The following is a 15,637-nucleotide window of genomic DNA, read 5'->3' on the forward strand; positions in this document are numbered from 1 at the left end:
CGCAGCGTCCGCGAACTGCAACGTGCGATTGCGGAGTTTCTCGACACCCACAATCAAAAGCCGCGCCCGTTCGTGTGGACCAAAACCGCCGCCGACATCCTCGCCAGCTTCGCTCATCGAACAGTCCAAACTCATGGCCCGTCACTTATTAAATGAACCATTGGGACAAGACTAGAGAGGGGCTGAGAATATCAAAGGCGCGGCGCCAGGATCGGTGAGCAAGGATCGGTGAACGAGGATCGGTGAAGCAATGGAGTCGTTGCGATGGAGTCGTTGAAGGACAAGGCATGCATCGTCGGCGTGGGCGAGAGCGCATTCACGCGCGGCTCGGGCAAGACCGAGCTGCAGTTGATGCTCGAAGCGTCGGCGCGGGCGCTCGAAGACGCCGGGCTCAAGCCGCACGACATCGACGGCGTCGTCGGGCCGCCGCTCGGCGCCTCGGCCGAGCATTTCGCAGCCAACCTGGGAATCGAGGACCTGCGCTACTCGACGTACGTGCAGATGGGCGGCGCAAGCCCGGTGGTCGCGCTGCAAAGCGCCGCGATGGCGGTGGCGTTCGGCGTCGCCAATTGCGTGCTGGTGCCGTGCGGATGGAACGGCTACTCGGTGATGCGCGTGAGCTCGGGCGGGCAGGGCGGCAGAGGCTCGGCGCCGCCGGGTCCGCTCGCCGCAACGATCGGCGCATACTATCTGCCCTACGGCGCAATCGCGCCCGTGCAATGGTACGCGTGGCTTGCGACCCGCCACATGAAACTCTACGGCACGCCGTTCGAGACGATGGGCACGATTGCGGTGACTTCGCGCAAGCACGCCCAGCTCAATCCGAATGCCTACATGCGCGGCCGTCCGCTCACGATGGACGAGTACCTGAAGTCGCGATGGGTCTCCTATCCCTTCCGGCTCTACGATTGCTGCCTCGAGACCGACGCCGCCGGCGCAGTGATTGTCACTTCGCCCGAGCGCGCGCGCGATCTCCGCCGCCCGCCGGTTTATATTTCCGGCGTCGCCGAAGGCCATCCCTATCCGGCCGACGATATTCCGGCGCGTCCCGATCCGTTCGTGATCGGACTGACCTTCGCCGCGCCCAAGGCGTTTCGGATGGCGGGCGTCACGCCCAAGGACCTCGACTTTGCCGAAATCTACGACTGCTTCACCTACGTCGTGATGCTGCAGATGGAGGCGCTGGGGCTCTGCAAGCGTGGCGAGATCAAGGACTTCGTCACGCCCGAGCGGATAAGCCTCGGCGGCGAATTGCCGATCAACACGCACGGCGGGCTCCATTCCGAGGCCCACGTCTGGGGTATCAATCATATCGTCGAGGCGGCGCGCCAGTTGCGCCACGAATGCGGCGAGCGTCAGGTCAAGGACGCCGAGGTCGGGTTGGTGACGGGATGGGGCGACTTCGGCGACGGCGGACTGGCGATCCTGAGGAGGTAGCGATGGCGGCCGGGACCGAGAGCGAATACAAACTGCCGCTGCCGAAGATGCGCGGGACGGCGGCCGAGTTCTACAAATTCTGCCAGGCGCACGAATTGCGCTTTCAGCGATGCGTCGATTGCGGCGCGTGGCGTCATATTCCGCGCGACATGTGCGCGAAGTGCGGGTCGTTCAACTTCGAGTGGGCGCGTTCTTCAGGCAAGGGCACGGTGTTTTCGTGGACCGTGGCGGCGCAGCCCTTCGTGCCGCAATTCGCCCCGCTGGTGCCCTATGCGCCGGCCGTGATCGAACTGGAAGAGGGCGTGCGGATGGTTTCGTGGATCATCGACGTCAAGCCCGACGAAATGGCGCTCGGGATGCCGGTGGAAGTCGCGTTCGACGATGTGACGCCCGAGGTGACGCTGCCCAAATTCCGCCGCCGGCGCTGACCTCGTCGGCGCTCGCGTTGATAACCCAGCACGCCGCGTTTCCACGATGCGGCCGCGGTGGAGTATGCTCCGCTGGCCGTGCTCGCCGGAGCCGAAAGACTCGCGGCGCGGCGGTCAAAACCGATTCGGAGGGGCCTCGCATGGCTGGCAAGGGATCGATCGTCTGTGGCTTTATCGCACCGCATCCGCCGCACCTCGTGTACGGCGAAAATCCGCCGCAGAACATCCCGCGCTCGAGCGGCGGATGGGAGGTTCTGCGCTGGGCCTACGACAATTGCCGCGAGAAGATCAAACAGCTCAAGCCTGATGTGATCATCGTCCATACGCCGCATTGGATGACGCTGGTCGGCCATCACGTGACCCGCGTGCCGCGGCTCAAGGGTCTTTCGGTCGATCCGATCTTTCCGCATCTCTTCCGCTACAACTTCGACACCGCGATCGATGTCGAACTGGCCGACGCCGTTTACGACGAGGCGCGCGCCGAGGGCCTCATCGCGCGCAAGATGACGAATCCGAACTTTCGCCTCGACTACGGGACGATCGTCACCTCGCACATGCTCAATCCCGGCTGGGATATTCCGATCTTGAGCCTGTCGGCGAACAATTCGCCCTACTATTTCTCGCTCGGCGTCGGAATCGAGGAGATGTACAAGCTCGGACGGGCGACGCGGCGCGCGATCGAGAAGACCGGCCGGCGCGCCGTGCTGGCCGCGAGCAATACGCTCTCGCATTTTCATTTCGACCGCGAGCCCGACCCCAATCTGCCCGAGGACATGAGCAAGGAGCACGTCTTCAGCCACGCCAACTACCTGTGGGACATGCGGGTGCTGCGTCTGATGCGCGAGGGCAGGATGGACGAGCTGCTGCAGGTGCTGCCCGAGTTCATCGAAAAAACCGGCGCCGAGGTGAAGTCGGGTGGGCTCTTCTGGATGCTCGCGGCGATGGGTTTTCCGAAGGTTCCTGCGCGCGTGCACGGCTACTGGAGCGTGATCGCGACCGGCAACGCGGTGGTCGAATGGGACCTCTCCGCGGAGGCGAACGGCGCCGGAGCGAACCTCCATGCCTGAGCCACGGCCCCAGGGGCGGATCGTCAAAGGCTACATCATGCCGGGCATGCCGCACGTGATGCTGCCGCGGGAGTCGGCGAGCCGCGCCGAATTGCGCAACGCCTGCCACGCCGCGGGCGCGGGTGTGCGCGAGGCGCGGCCCGACGTGCTGGTGATCTTCAGCACGCAGTGGGTTTCCGTGCTCGGCCACCTGGTGCAGGCGCGCGCGAATCCGACGGGATTGCACGTCGATGAGAACTGGTACGATATCGGCAATCTGCCCTATGACTTTCGCACCGACCTCGAACTCGCGCATCGCACGATCGAGCTGGGGACGGCCGCTGGCCTGCAGGTGCGTCCGGTGGATTACGAGGGATTTCCGGTCGACACCGGCACGCTGGTGGCGCTGAGCTTCCTCAATCCGAAAAATGAAATTCCGGTCGTGTGCATCTCATGCAACATCTATTCGGGGCGTGACGAGGAAATGAAACTGGGCAAGGCTGCGGCCGACGCGGTGCGCGCGCTTGGCCGCCGCGCCGTCGCGATCGCCTCGAGCGGGCTCTCCGGCCACTACTTCACCCGCGAGATTACCGACGACGAGGATAGGATCGTGAGCGAGACGGACGACGCGCTAAACCGCAGGCTGCTCGATCTCATCGCCGCCGGCAAATCCGCCGAGGCGATGGATCTGGTTCCCGAGTATGCGGCGAAAACCGGCGCCGACATGCAATTCAAAAGCTACTACTGGCTGATGGGTGCGCTCGGCTCCGACGGGGCAAAGGGCAAGGTGCTGGGTTACGGATCGATCTGGGGCAGCGGCGCCGCGGTGATCGAGTTTTCCGCCTGAACGCCGGAAGTGCCAGGTTCGAATCGCGCCGCACGGGCGCTTGGGCGTGGGGAGAAGAGTCGATGACTGCTGACTATTCCATCTGGGTCCTTGGCTACGCGCGCACCAAGGTGTCGGGCGATTTCATGGGCGGCTCGCCGATCGCCAGCAACACCGGAACCTTCGAAATTCCGATGCTCTATACGCTGGTGGTCTCGGCGCCGGGTGCGCGCGAGCGCCGGGTGATCGCGATTGACACCGGCTTCGGCGAGAGCGGCTTCTCCTCCGCCGAAGACAAGCTTTCCGGGATGTTCACCGATATCGAATGGCCCGACGCCGTGTTCGGCAAAATCGGCTTTCGTCCCGAGGACGTGGACACCGTGATCCTGACCCACATGCATGCCGACCACGCGGGTAACGTGGTCGCTTTTCCCAACGCTAAGGTCTATGTCCAGCGCGAAGAGTACGAGGGATGGACGCGGCTTCGCCGCGGCGAGCTGATCAAGACGGCGGGGCCCGGCTCGTGGGCGGTCTCGTCGATCAACTGGGAGAACTTCGACCGCTTCGCCGAGGCGATCGCCGCGGGCCGCGTCACGCTGCTCGACGGCGATCGCGAAGTCGCGCCGGGCGTCACCTGCCGGCTGGCCTCGCAATCGCACACCTTCGGCTCGCAGTGGGTGGAGATCGAAACGGCCTCGGGCCCGCATATCGCGGCGGGCGATTGCGTGTACTGGTACGCGAATCTCGAGAAGATGTGGCCGCCCGGCTATATCCAGGGAAATCCGTGGAACGTGATGCAGGTGTTCGAGAAGATGAGCGGGATTATCGGCGACAAGCTGCCGCGCGTGGTTCCCGGCCATGACATGGAAGTCTTCAAACGCAACGTCAGCTGGACCGCCGGATTGAATCCGATCGCGGAGCTGCATCTGGCGGCGGGCGAGAAATCGCGCCGCCCGAAGTAAACGAATCGAACAGGCTTGGCCGGATCGGTCTCGGACGTTCTCGAACTCAGCACTTCGCGCAGAGCATCGGCGCTCAGCGGACCGTCCAGAAAGTGTCGGCGATCGCCGACGTTTTTGCCGCGAGCCGCTCGAGGCTGAGTCCCCAGCTCGGCGGCAGGAGCAACATCGAGTTCGCCCGCTTCCACAGCGGCTCGACGAGCTCGCGCACCTGGTCGGGACTGCCGCAGAGCGCGAAGGTCTTCGCCATCTCGTCCGGAACCAGGGGAGCGGCCTCGGCGCAGGTCATCGACTTCGACGCTTCCTGGAGCTTGCGCGCCTCCGCGCAGAAGCCGTGGGCTTCGAAGTACGGATGGTACTGGGCAAAGCCCGCATAGAACGCCACGAACGGTTTGGCCTCGTTGACCGCGATTTTGGGATCTCGATCGATCGACACCGTGACCCAGGGCTGAAAGTGGATTTTCGACGGGTCGCGCCCCGCGCGCGCTGCGCCGACGGCAAGCGACTTCTGCGCCTGACCCAACGACCAAGCGACAGACCACACCGGATGTCCGATGAGCCCGTCGCCCACCTCGCCGGCCAGCTCGCACATCCGCTGGCGCAGGGCGGCGATCCACACCGGAATCCGCTCGCGCAGCGGCGGCGCGGTCGGCGCGTAGGCGTGAAAATCAAGCTGATAGCATTCGCCCTGCCACGGTTTCATCGCGCCGGCGCGCGCGCCGTCTTCGACGTGCCGCAGAATCTGCACGACTTCGCGCAATCGCGAAACCGGCCTGTCGTAGGGCATGCCGTAGTAGCCCTTGGTGAAATGCATCGGGCCGGTGCCGAGGCCCAGGACAAAGCGACCGTGCGAAAGGTGGTCCAGGTCGAGGGCGGCCATCGCCGTCTCGAACGGGCTGCGGACGAGCCCGATCGCGATACCGCTCGCCAGCTGAACGCGCCTGGTGACCGTCGCCGCCGCGGCAAGCGGCACGAACGGAGGACCATAGACCTGCGGGACCTCGATTCCGGCAAGCCCGCGCTCTTCGAACGCGCGCGCCGCGGCGAGGAAATCGTCGCCACCGCTGAAGAAGAGACTCGCCCAGTATTCTCGTTCCAAAATTCCGTTCCTCTCATTGCCGGCGGGTATCACCAGCAATCACGCTCATGCAGACGTCGAATTATCGCCGGTTTGACTCGGGCTCCTTCATCATGGGCGATCCTAGTCTATGCGCGAGCAGGCGCAAGTTGACTCGTGCGGCGTCAGCGGTCAGGCGTGCGCGCAAAGTTGGGGTGGATGTGCCGCCCTGAACTCGTTCGCCACGTCACGCATCGTCCTGAACCTAACGCCGTCGTGGCTTCGAATGTGATCGACCAGCCGCTCGAGCATCAGCAGCCGATGACCACGGCCGATGCATTGCGGATGCAGCGTCAGGATGTAGGTGCCCTCGCCAAGGCGGCCGTGGAGATAGTCGAAATCGCCCGCCCAGACCTCGAGGATGCGCGAGGGCGAGGCGATTCCCGGGTTCACGCCATTGCGGGTCCAGATGTGTTCGAAGGCGACGAAGTCGTCGAGTCCCCAGGTAAACGGCAGTTCAACGACATCGGTCGGGCGGCCGAAGATGAACGCGCTGTCCTTGGGGGCCTGGTCGCCGACCCTGCAATAGTAGGGCGTGAAGTCGTCGCCCATCATGCTGCTGTCGTAAAGCATCCCGTGGCCGACGAGCAGTTCGAGCGTGAGCGGCGTAAGCCCGGCGGCGGGCGAGCGGTAACCGACGGGTGTTTGGCCAGTGACCTTTTTCAGCGACGCGATCGCGAGGTCGAAGTCGCGCCGCTCTTCTTCGGGCGAAGCGAGGCGTTCGTGGCGGTAGCCGTGATGGCCAATCTCGTGACCGGCGGCGGCGATCCGCGCGACGGCGTCGGGATAGGTGTCGGCGGTGTGGCCCGGGACGAACCAGGTCGAAGGAATTTTCCAGTCGCGCAGCATGTCGAGCAGCCGTCGTGCGCCGACCAGGCCAAACTCGCCGCGCGAGATCGCGCTTGGCGAGGTAGCATGGAAGTTGCCTATCCAGACCGAGATCGCGTCGAAATCGAAGGTCAGACAGACGTTGATTTTCTTGGTCATCGGCGTTTCCCTGCGCCATCTCTACTGCGGCGGCGTCGGAAGTGTCCAGCAGACGCGCGCCGGCACGCTGGCGTCGAGCCGGCTCTCGCGTGCGGGTGCGTGGGCAGCTTGCCAAGCCGCGGAAGCTTTGGATACGCTCTCGTCACATGTCCGGATGCTCAAGGCGCGGCGAAATTCTTTTTTCCAGGAGGCTGAACCTTCGATGAGCCGAGCGGTTGCCTGGTTGGCAGCTTTCGCGCTGGCGATAGTTTCGCTTGCGGGTTGCAAATCGGCCGATCTCGGATCGGGCACGAATTACTTTCCGCTGACTCCGAATTCGACCTGGACCTACCAGATATTAGCCAAGAGCCAGGGTACGCAGTATCAGATCACCGACCGCGTGGTCGGCGTGAAGTACGTCCCCGCGCTGAAACTTACCGGTTTGGTAGTCGATGAGTCGTACAGCATCGCGCGCGGCGGAACCCGCCCGCTGGTGTATTACGCCAAGAATGGGTATATAGCGCGGCTCTCCGCGCTCGACTACGACGAGAAAACCATCATGGCGCCGTCGTGGGGACGCTCGGAAGAGGCGCAGTTTCTGCCGCTTCAGCTCGCGCCGAATCTGGTGTGGACTAACGTCATTTTTCCCTACGGAAATCTTTCGGGATCGTTCGACATCAACCAGAGCCATCGCACCTTCGCCGAGACCAAACAGATCGAAACCCCCGCCGGCCGCTTCAGCAACTGTATCCGTATCGAGACCGAAGCGAAGTATGAAGGCGGGATGTACGCGCGCAGGAAGCAGAAGCTTCAGCTTACCTATATGGACTGGTACGCACCGAACGTCGGGCTGGTAAAGACGGTCGCGCTCGAAGGCGGACCGGACGGCTCCGAAATGGACAGGGTCGAGCTGGTCAGATTCAACGTCACGCCGGCACAGGCGCAGTAGGACGTCTGCGCTGAAGCGGGTTGGCCCGGGGCACACGCTGGAGCGCGCCGTCCCGATATCTCGAAATATCAAGGGCTGAAGAACCGCAGCGCCGGACGCGTTGCGTGCGAGGAGATCCTTTCCGCGCTACGCGGGCGAGTCGGAGATTCAGTCACACAAGGAATACACCCTGAAAGGGAGGACCCGAAATGCCCAAAATCAAGACCAAAGACAATACAGAAATTTTTTTCAAAGATTGGGGCAGTGGTCCGGTCGTAACCTTCGCCCATGGTTGGCCGCTTTGCGCCGATGCGTGGGACCCGCAAATGCTTTTTCTCGTCCAGCGCGGTTACCGCTGCATCGCACATGATCGCCGCGGACATGGACGATCCTCCCAAAGCGCCACGGGCAACGATATGGATACGTACGCGGACGATTTCGCCGCAATCATGGAGACCCTCGATCTCAAGGACGCAACTCTTGTCGGTCATTCGACCGGAGGCGGCGAAGTCGCTCGTTACATTGGGAGGCACGGCAGCAAACGAGTGGCAAAAGCCGTACTGCTCTCCGCGGTTCCTCCGCTTATGCTGAAGACCGCCGCGAATCCGGAGGGATTGCCGATGGAAGTATTCGATAAACTTCGCGCTGACCTTGCCGCGGACCGCTCTCAGTTTTACAAGGACCTGGCCGTTCCGTTCTATGGCGCCGACCGGCCCGGAGCCAAAGTCTCTCAAGGAGTTTTGGATTCTTTTTGGCTTTGGAGCATGCAATGCGGCCTGTTGAGCGCTTACGAGTGCATCAAACAATTCTCCGAGACCGATTTCACCGCCGACCTTGAGAAATTCGACGTTCCGACGCTGGTCCTGCATGGCGAGGGAGATCAGATAGTGCCCGTAAAGGACTCGGGGCAGAAGACGGCGCGTCTCGTGAAAGACGCAAAGGCTATCTATTATCCGGGAGCGCCGCATGGCATGTTCGCGACGCATCAAGACAAGGTGAACGCGGACCTTTTGGCGTTTCTGAAATCGTAGCTTGTGAAGTGAGACTCTGCAGACTGATCGTCACCTCGGCCGAGGCCCATGCGCACCGGAACGCTCCGCGCGCCGCAAGGGCTTTACGCCCGCGCGTTCCGTCGCAAGGGGGAGCGGGGCGTTATGGCGTGGGTGGCTGGCCTGTAGCCGCGGTGCTGGGACCCGAGGTGTAATCGATCGCTATCCCGTTGATGTAGTAGCCGGTGTGTCCTTCCTCGCCGACCTTCGGCCGGTATTGCATCTTGTTGACGTAATCGCCGGCCTGGTTGGGACTGCGGTTGGCCGCGGTGACCGCGGTTTCGCTCTCGTTAGGAGTGAAGGTGTAGAGATGCAAGTCGGCGTCCTGCTTCTTGTCGCCGAGAATCAGGAGCGCCTGGGCGCCGGTCCCGCATGCCTTGCGCTTCAGCTCCGGCAGCACGGCGGCCGGGTCTTCGTTGATGTCAGCCCAGGCTTCGACGATCGCGATCTGCTGGTAACCGACCGTCGGCTCGGCGGTGAGCACCGGCATATTGCAGTCAGGCGGTTTGGCGGGATGCATCGTGGGTGCGACCTGCGTGACCATCACCTGGGTCGGACGTCTGGAGTCGAAGCATCCGGCCGCCGCGCCGGAAAAAGCTGCAAGCAGGGCAGCGCCGGCGAGCGCCGAGCCCCCGCGTGTGGATTTCCCCGCCACTCTCATCGCGGAACGCATCCTTCGCGTCGAAGGTTAGCACGGTGCGCGCCGGCCGACCAAGTTCGGGCGATTCGACGGGCGAATCCGGGACGGATTTGGGCCCTGTTTGCGAAATCGGCGCGCGGGAATATGATCGATTGCGTGACACGGATCGCCCAGATCGCCGCAGTGATCCTGTGCTGGCTCGGTGCGATATCGATGTCGGCGTGCATGACCGTGCCCGCTTCGAGCAGCTCGTCGATGCGTGGCTTTACATTCGGGTCGGGGACGCCGCCGACGAGTTTCTCCTCCACCAGCGGCTATTCCTCCAACGGCTCCGCCTCGAACGGTTACAGTTCCGCCAGTGCGAGCGCCAGTTCGAATGACCCGTCCGACGCGGGCGCGGTCCCGCCCGGATACTCCAACAACGCCGGCCAGAGCAGTTCGCTCACGACCTACCTGCAAAGCCATCGCCTGCCGCTCGTCGGCGCACAGGTGCTGAAGAACGACAGCGGCGATCAGCAGGTCATTCTTTACGGCTTCGTGGCGAGCGACTTCGGCAAGCAGGACGCGGCCGACAAGGCGCGTCAGTATCTGCACAACCCCAACGTCCCGGTAGTCAACCGGATCGCCGTGCGGCCCGAGCTCGCCTCCGGCGCCAGCGGCTCTTCGTCGTCGGCCCCGTCGAGCGGCGGCTACGGTGCGGCCGGATCTTCGTCCTCGCCATCCGGATCGGCGGGCGCGTCGGCGGGCGGCGATCTCGGCAACATCCAGAGCTATCAGCAACAGCAGCAGCAGGCGCAACAGCAGCAGCAATACATACAGAACGGGATGCCGAGTGCGAGCGGGCTGAGCGCGATCGTCCCGCTTATCGGGATGATGGGATTGCTGAGCATGGGGAGCGGCGGCTTCGGGACGGGCGGTGGCAGCTACGGCTACAGCTACCCGCCCACCTACGGTTCGCCTTACGGCGCGGCGCCATATGGATCGCCGTACGGCTCGCCCTATGGCTCCCCGTATGGCGCGTCGCCGTATGGATACGGCAGCCCCTACGGCGCGTCGCCTTACGGACCGTCCTACGGATATCCCGGCACCCCGCGAAGCTTTCCCTGAGCGCGGCCTTCGGTACCGTCGCCGATTCAGCTCAGCTCGCGAAAAAACGCTCCGATGTCTTCGGCTAGCAGCGCCGGCTCTTCCATCGCGGCGAAATGACCGCCCGACGGCATCTCCGTCCAGCGCACGATGTTGTAGGCGCGCTCCGCCCAGCTGCGCGGCGGGCGCATCAGTTCGGCGGGAAAATTGGCGACCGCGGTCGGCGTCTCGATTCGGGTGTCGGGCTTGAGACGCCAGGCATGATGGCGTGCCTCGTAGTAGAGCCGCGTCGATGAGTTTATCGTTTCCGTCACCCAGTAAATCATCACGTTGGTCAGCAACTGGTCCTTGCTGAAGCGGCGTTCGACGTCGCCGCGGCAGTCGCTCCAGGTGCGGAACTTCTCGACGATCCACGCCGCCAGACCGGCCGGCGAATCGTTGAGCGCGTAGGCGAGCGTCTGCGGCTTGGTGCCCTGGATCCACTGGTAACCGGTCTCGTCGCGGCGAAAGCGCTCGAGGTCGCCGAGAAAGACCTTTTCGGCGTCGTTCAGCTCCGCCGGCCGGCGTCCCTCGGCCGCTCCCACCGCGACCATGTTGATATGGATTCCATAAAGCTGATCGCGATAGACCTCGCCCAGGCGCGAGGTGATGGCCGCGCCCCAGTCGCCGCCCTGCGCGCCGAAGCGATCGTAGCCGAGCACCTCGTGCATCAGCTTGAACATGATGTCAGCCATCGCCTGGATGTTCATCGCGCGCGTGCGCGGATGGGCCGAAAAGCCGTAGCCCGGAAGCGACGGGGCCACCACCGTGAACGAGTCGCGCGCGTCGCCGCCGTGCGCCGCCGGATCGGTCAGCAGCGGAATCAGCTCCATGAATTCGTACACCGACCCCGGCCATCCGTGCAGCAGCAGGAGCGGCTTCGGATTGGGGCCGCGGCCGCGCTCGTGGATGAAGTGCAGGTCCTCGCCGCCGGCAGCGGCGCGGAAGTGCGCGAAACGATTCAGCGCCCGCTCCTGCGCGCGCCAGTCGTAGCGCGTGCGCCAGTAGTCGATAAGCTCGCGCAGGTAGGCGAGGTTGGTGCCGTAGTCCCACGCCGAGCCCGGGATCTCGCCGGGCAGCCGCGTGCGCTCAAGGCGCGCGCGAAGGTCGCCCAGGACTTCGTCGGACACCTCAATCTTGAACGGTTCGATTTTGCCTTGCGCCATGTCCCGCGCATCCTCCCCGAAAACGCAGCCACCTATAAGCCGGCGGACTGGGTTGGCCGCGATCGCTTCGCGGTCTGCTTCGGCGCGATCGCGTTTACTTCGAGGCGATCGCTTCCTTGACCAGCTGGCTCGCCACCCGTCCGTCGAGCTGCGCGCCGAAGCGATCCTTGAGCGCCTTCATCAGCGGTCCCATCTGTTTGACCCCGGCCGCCACCTGCTCCGCGATCGCCGCGCGCAACTCGTTCTCGTCGAGCGCCGCCGGCAGGTAGGAGTCGAGCACGCGCGCCTCTTCCTCGTTCTGCGCCACCAGGTCGGCGCGCCCGCCGCGGCGCGCGAAATCCAGCGCCTCGTCCCGCCGCGCCCGCTCGCGCTTGATGATCTGAACGATCTCAGCCTCGTTGGCTTCGCGCCGCACGTCCTTTTCGACTCGCGTGATCTCGGCGAGCACGCCGCGCAGCGTCATCGTGCGCAGTTTGTCGGCGCTCTTCATCGACGCCTTGAGGTCATCCTGCAGCTTCTGTTTCACCTCGGTCTCTCCGCGCGGCCCTGGCGGCGGGCTCGATCGCCGGCGTAGCGGCGCAATCGGCGCTCTCTTTGAACTATATATATGTTGATTAGCGTCCAGCCGCGTCCCCACTGTATAATCGGCGCAGCGAGCCGGAAAGCCGCGCGGAATCCCGTCCGAGGAGCGCTCCGATGGCCGATATGTCAGATCGCATCGCACAATACGGCAAGCGGATCGATTTCGGCAAAACCGCCGACGACTACGGACGCTATCGCGCGGGCTTTCCGGATGAGATCCACCGCCGGCTCGAAACCTTGGGCGCGGGAGCCGCAGGCCAGCGCATCCTCGACCTCGGCACGGGTACCGGCTATCTCGGCCGCGGCTTCGCGCGGAGCGGATGCCGCGTTACAGGAGTGGACATCTCGTCGGCGTTGATGCACGAGGCGCGCCGTCTCGACGCCGCCGAGAGTCTCGCGATGAGCTACGTGCGGGCGCGCGCCGAAGCGCTCCCGTTCAAAGGCTCGACCTTCGACGTGGTGGGTGCGGGCCAGTGCTGGCACTGGTTCGATCGCCAGCGCGCGGCGGCTGAGGCGCGCCGGGTGCTTCGGCCGGGCGGCCTCCTGGTGATCGCGAACTACGACTGGATCGCGCTACCCGGCAACGTGGCGGAGGCGACCGAGCAGCTCATCCTCAAGCACAACCCGAAGTGGGCGCTGGCGGGCGGTGCGGGAATCCATCCCGGCTACGCGCGCGACGCCGCCCTCGCGGGTTTCAGCGATATCGAATGTTTCAGCTTCGACGTGATGCAGCCCTACAGCCACGAGGCGTGGCGGGGACGAATTCGCGCGAGCGCCGGGATCGCGGCGAGCCTCGGCCCAGAGGTCGCGCGCTTCGACAACGAGTTGCGCGCAATGCTCGCGCGGCGCTTTCCGGAACGGCCGCCGCCGGACGCTCCGATGCGCGTGCATCATCGCGCCTTTGCCGCGGTTTGCCGCGCTCCGCTTTACGCGCGGCGCGATACGGACTAAAGGGATTGAGTTTGCTTGTGTTTGTGGAAGGAGAATCGCCTACGTGACGACAGAACCGAGAATCAACGGCGCCCGCCTGATCGCGGCCGCCTATGCAGCACCCATTGGAAATCGAAATCGCTCGTGCGCCACGCGCGCCTTGACCTTAGCGCTTGCCCTGGTAGCCGGATATGCCGTGGCCGCGGCCGCGCAGGAGGCCACGGTAACCCGTCAGGGCGTGGCGCAATGGCTCGAGCAGAACGCGAACACCAAGCCCGACTTCAAGCCCGGCGACGTGCTCACGGCGAAAGATATGGCGCGTTTTCGCCCGTTCGTCCCTCCGGTGTACGTTGACCAGCTCAATTTTCCGGGGTTCAGGATGGAAATCGCGCCGACGCGGAGCCACATGCCGCGTAAGGACTACGTCGATTGTACCGAGAAATACCAGGGCCAGGTGAAGCTCAAGCCGGACGGCACGATCGAAAACCACATCTGCGGCCAGCCCTTTTCCGATGCTTCGCTCGATCCCGCCGACCCGCAATCGGGACAGAAGGCGGTGTGGAATTTCGAGTACCGATGGCAGAACTACGGGCCGCTCGATCTGAATTTCATGTTTATCTTTGACCGCTTCGGCGGCGGCCATGAAGGTTCCGCGCCCAACGTGATCGAGTCGCCGCCGGTCACCTGGACCGGCGGGCAACACTTCAAAGGCACCATGCCGACCGATGCGGCGAAGTATTTCGGCGGCGGCGGGACTTACGTCAAGACGCTCAGCTCCTTCTACCAGCGCACATACTACAGCCATCTGGCACAGCGCGCGTCCGAGGGCGGCGTATTGCCGGTGCCGGGCGCCAAGGAATTTTTCTGGAAGGAGTTCGAAGGCTTCTTCGAGCCCTTCGACGTGCGCGGCCAGGTCTTCATCACCTATCGCTACAACGATCCTTACCGCAGCGACGATGCCTGGGCCTACGATCCGCAATCGCGGCGCGTCCGGCGCATCTCGGTCGAGGTCAAGTCCGACTCGCTGGTCGGCACCGAACAGACTGAGGAGGATTTCAACACTTTCTCCGCGCGTCCGGTGCGATGGAACTTCAAGTTCCTCGGCTGGCGCAACCTGCTGTGCGTGATGGATTCGAAGTACGATTACCCGCGCTTCTACGGCCCCAACGGTTTGGTGCCCGACGACGCGTGGACGATGCGCAAGTTCGCGGTGGTCGAGCGCACGCCCAAGGAAGAGCATCATCCCTATAGCAGCGTGCTCATGTTCTGGGACGCCGAGGACTGGCATCCGTGGATGGCGCTGATGTTCGACCATCAGCAGAGACTGTTCAAGACCCTGACCTACACGTTCCGCTGGAGCGAGGATTACAAGGAGTGGGCCGCGATCAACCACGGCGTGCAGGTGGCGGGACTGCAATCGGTGGTTGCGGTTGATTATGTCAACAAGCGCGCGACGATTTTCCCGGCCTTCGGCGGCGGCTATCCCGACGTCGATGTCTCCCAGGTGGACAAGCTGTTCGATATCAGCAAGCTCGAGGAATTCCATCGCTGAGCCCGCGCGATGAGCGCGCGCGGGAACAGCGGCGTCAGAGGATACAGGTGACGACCGCGTTTCCCTGCGCGCTCGCGCCGGCGTAAAAATCGCGGAGCTTGCGGAACTCCTCGAATAGCCAGTCGCTTCCCGTGACATCCCATCCGCCGGGATAGATTTTCGCGCCGTTCATCAGCGCCGGATCGAAGCGGGCTTTTATCTCGGCTTCGAGGTTCGCACGTCCAAGCTCGCGCGCGGTCGCCGCGACCTCGGCCGGCGTGAAGTAGCGCGCTTCGCCGTAGCCGCTGAAATCCTCGCCAATCTCCGTGCCGCCCATCACCACCTGGCCGAGGATGGTCGCGTCGGGCACGGATGCGCCGCAGAGCAGGTAGTGCACGCCGTGCCATCCCTTGTCGAGCGAGATACCCTTGCTCTTCGCGCTTCGCGGCGCGCCGCCCGCCGCGGCCGGCGGTTTCATGCCGCCCATGCGCGACATCATGATATTGGCGAGTGCCTCGCCGCCCTTGCCGCTTTCGAGCACCTCTTTAGTCAGGCCAAGCTGTCCGAGCCGTTCCATCATGGTCTCGCGCATCTTCGGATCCATCCCGGGAAGCGCGCCGGAGAGCAGTCCCGGGCCGCGCGCGGCAAAAAGCTTGCACAGGTTTTCCATCGCTCCGGCGGTTGCAGCCGGCGAGATTCCACCGGCGCCGTCGTCCTCGAATACGCTTTCGATCGACTCGGGATCGTCAAGGAGTGCTTTGAGCTCGGATGGTTTGATTTGCACGAAGCGGGCGATCATCGACATGGCGGTTCTATTCCCCCTTTGGAACCGCGCCAGGCTGGGATCTGGCGCGCCATCGCCAGTTTACGGGCGATGCGTAGTCAGTTCTAGTCTCGCGTAAACTGT

The 15,637-nt window shown here is 64.0% G+C and carries 16 protein-coding genes; 10 read left to right on the forward strand and 6 right to left on the reverse strand.

What is annotated here, in order from left to right:
- Positions 1-264 precede the first annotated feature (264 nt).
- From VMI09_12000 to VMI09_12020, 5 genes are all read left to right on the forward strand, one after another.
- Positions 265-1,437, forward strand: coding sequence for a hypothetical protein (locus tag VMI09_12000; protein HTQ25412.1), 1,173 nt, complete (start codon positions 265-267; stop codon positions 1,435-1,437).
- 2 nt (positions 1,438-1,439) lie between these two features.
- Complete coding sequence (locus VMI09_12005) at positions 1,440-1,865, forward strand: Zn-ribbon domain-containing OB-fold protein (protein HTQ25413.1); 426 nt, start codon at positions 1,440-1,442, stop codon at positions 1,863-1,865.
- 140 nt (positions 1,866-2,005) lie between these two features.
- The gene (locus tag VMI09_12010; protein ID HTQ25414.1) at positions 2,006-2,932 is read left to right on the forward strand and encodes a hypothetical protein; all 927 of its coding nucleotides are present in this window, start codon (positions 2,006-2,008) and stop codon (positions 2,930-2,932) included.
- The gene (locus VMI09_12015) at positions 2,925-3,758 is read left to right on the forward strand and encodes a hypothetical protein (protein HTQ25415.1); all 834 of its coding nucleotides are present in this window, start codon (positions 2,925-2,927) and stop codon (positions 3,756-3,758) included. Before VMI09_12010 ends, VMI09_12015 begins: the two co-directional genes overlap by 8 nt.
- A 62-nt stretch (positions 3,759-3,820) precedes the next feature.
- Positions 3,821-4,699 (forward strand): N-acyl homoserine lactonase family protein, encoded by an 879-nt coding sequence (locus VMI09_12020; GenBank protein ID HTQ25416.1) that lies wholly within the window; start codon positions 3,821-3,823, stop codon positions 4,697-4,699.
- Between the two features lie 73 nt (positions 4,700-4,772).
- Here the strand turns inward: VMI09_12020 and VMI09_12025 are convergent, their stop codons facing one another.
- Entirely contained in the window at positions 4,773-5,795 is a 1,023-nt protein-coding gene (locus VMI09_12025) for an LLM class flavin-dependent oxidoreductase (GenBank protein HTQ25417.1), read from the reverse strand.
- A gap of 150 nt (positions 5,796-5,945) precedes the next feature.
- The gene (locus VMI09_12030; protein HTQ25418.1) at positions 5,946-6,800 is read right to left on the reverse strand and encodes a polysaccharide deacetylase; all 855 of its coding nucleotides are present in this window, start codon (positions 6,798-6,800) and stop codon (positions 5,946-5,948) included.
- 202 nt (positions 6,801-7,002) lie between these two features.
- Here VMI09_12030 and VMI09_12035 point away from each other — a divergent pair, with 202 nt between their 5' ends.
- Both VMI09_12035 and VMI09_12040 read left to right on the forward strand, forming a co-directional pair.
- Positions 7,003-7,728 carry a hypothetical protein gene (locus VMI09_12035; protein ID HTQ25419.1) on the forward strand — a complete coding sequence of 242 codons (726 nt, stop codon included), beginning with the start codon at positions 7,003-7,005 and terminating at the stop codon, positions 7,726-7,728.
- A 188-nt stretch (positions 7,729-7,916) separates the two neighbouring features.
- The gene (locus VMI09_12040) at positions 7,917-8,738 is read left to right on the forward strand and encodes an alpha/beta hydrolase (protein ID HTQ25420.1); all 822 of its coding nucleotides are present in this window, start codon (positions 7,917-7,919) and stop codon (positions 8,736-8,738) included.
- Between the two features lie 121 nt (positions 8,739-8,859).
- On the opposite strand, the gene VMI09_12045 is transcribed toward VMI09_12040, so the two are convergent.
- Positions 8,860-9,417, reverse strand: coding sequence for a hypothetical protein (locus VMI09_12045; GenBank protein HTQ25421.1), 558 nt, complete (start codon positions 9,415-9,417; stop codon positions 8,860-8,862).
- A gap of 135 nt (positions 9,418-9,552) precedes the next feature.
- Between VMI09_12045 and VMI09_12050 the strand changes: the two genes are divergently transcribed.
- On the forward strand, positions 9,553-10,503 hold the full coding sequence (locus VMI09_12050) for a hypothetical protein (protein ID HTQ25422.1): 951 nt from the start codon (positions 9,553-9,555) through the stop codon (positions 10,501-10,503).
- A gap of 26 nt (positions 10,504-10,529) precedes the next feature.
- Here the strand turns inward: VMI09_12050 and VMI09_12055 are convergent, their stop codons facing one another.
- Together VMI09_12055 and VMI09_12060 are read right to left on the reverse strand one after the other, a co-directional pair.
- Positions 10,530-11,687 carry an epoxide hydrolase gene (locus VMI09_12055; GenBank protein HTQ25423.1) on the reverse strand — a complete coding sequence of 386 codons (1,158 nt, stop codon included), beginning with the start codon at positions 11,685-11,687 and terminating at the stop codon, positions 10,530-10,532.
- A gap of 94 nt (positions 11,688-11,781) precedes the next feature.
- The gene (locus tag VMI09_12060; GenBank protein HTQ25424.1) at positions 11,782-12,213 is read right to left on the reverse strand and encodes a GatB/YqeY domain-containing protein; all 432 of its coding nucleotides are present in this window, start codon (positions 12,211-12,213) and stop codon (positions 11,782-11,784) included.
- A 170-nt stretch (positions 12,214-12,383) separates the two neighbouring features.
- Here VMI09_12060 and VMI09_12065 point away from each other — a divergent pair, with 170 nt between their 5' ends.
- Entirely contained in the window at positions 12,384-13,220 is an 837-nt protein-coding gene (locus VMI09_12065) for a class I SAM-dependent methyltransferase (protein HTQ25425.1), read from the forward strand.
- Positions 13,221-13,395: 175 nt separating this feature from the next.
- Complete coding sequence (locus VMI09_12070) at positions 13,396-14,751, forward strand: DUF1329 domain-containing protein (GenBank protein ID HTQ25426.1); 1,356 nt, start codon at positions 13,396-13,398, stop codon at positions 14,749-14,751.
- A 34-nt stretch (positions 14,752-14,785) separates the two neighbouring features.
- Here VMI09_12070 and VMI09_12075 read toward each other — a convergent pair whose 3' ends face one another.
- On the reverse strand, positions 14,786-15,535 hold the full coding sequence (locus tag VMI09_12075) for a YfbM family protein (GenBank protein HTQ25427.1): 750 nt from the start codon (positions 15,533-15,535) through the stop codon (positions 14,786-14,788).
- Positions 15,536-15,637 lie beyond the last annotated feature (102 nt).

Source organism: Candidatus Binataceae bacterium (genome assembly GCA_035500095.1).
Lineage (GTDB): Bacteria > Desulfobacterota > Binatia > Binatales > Binataceae > JAKAVN01.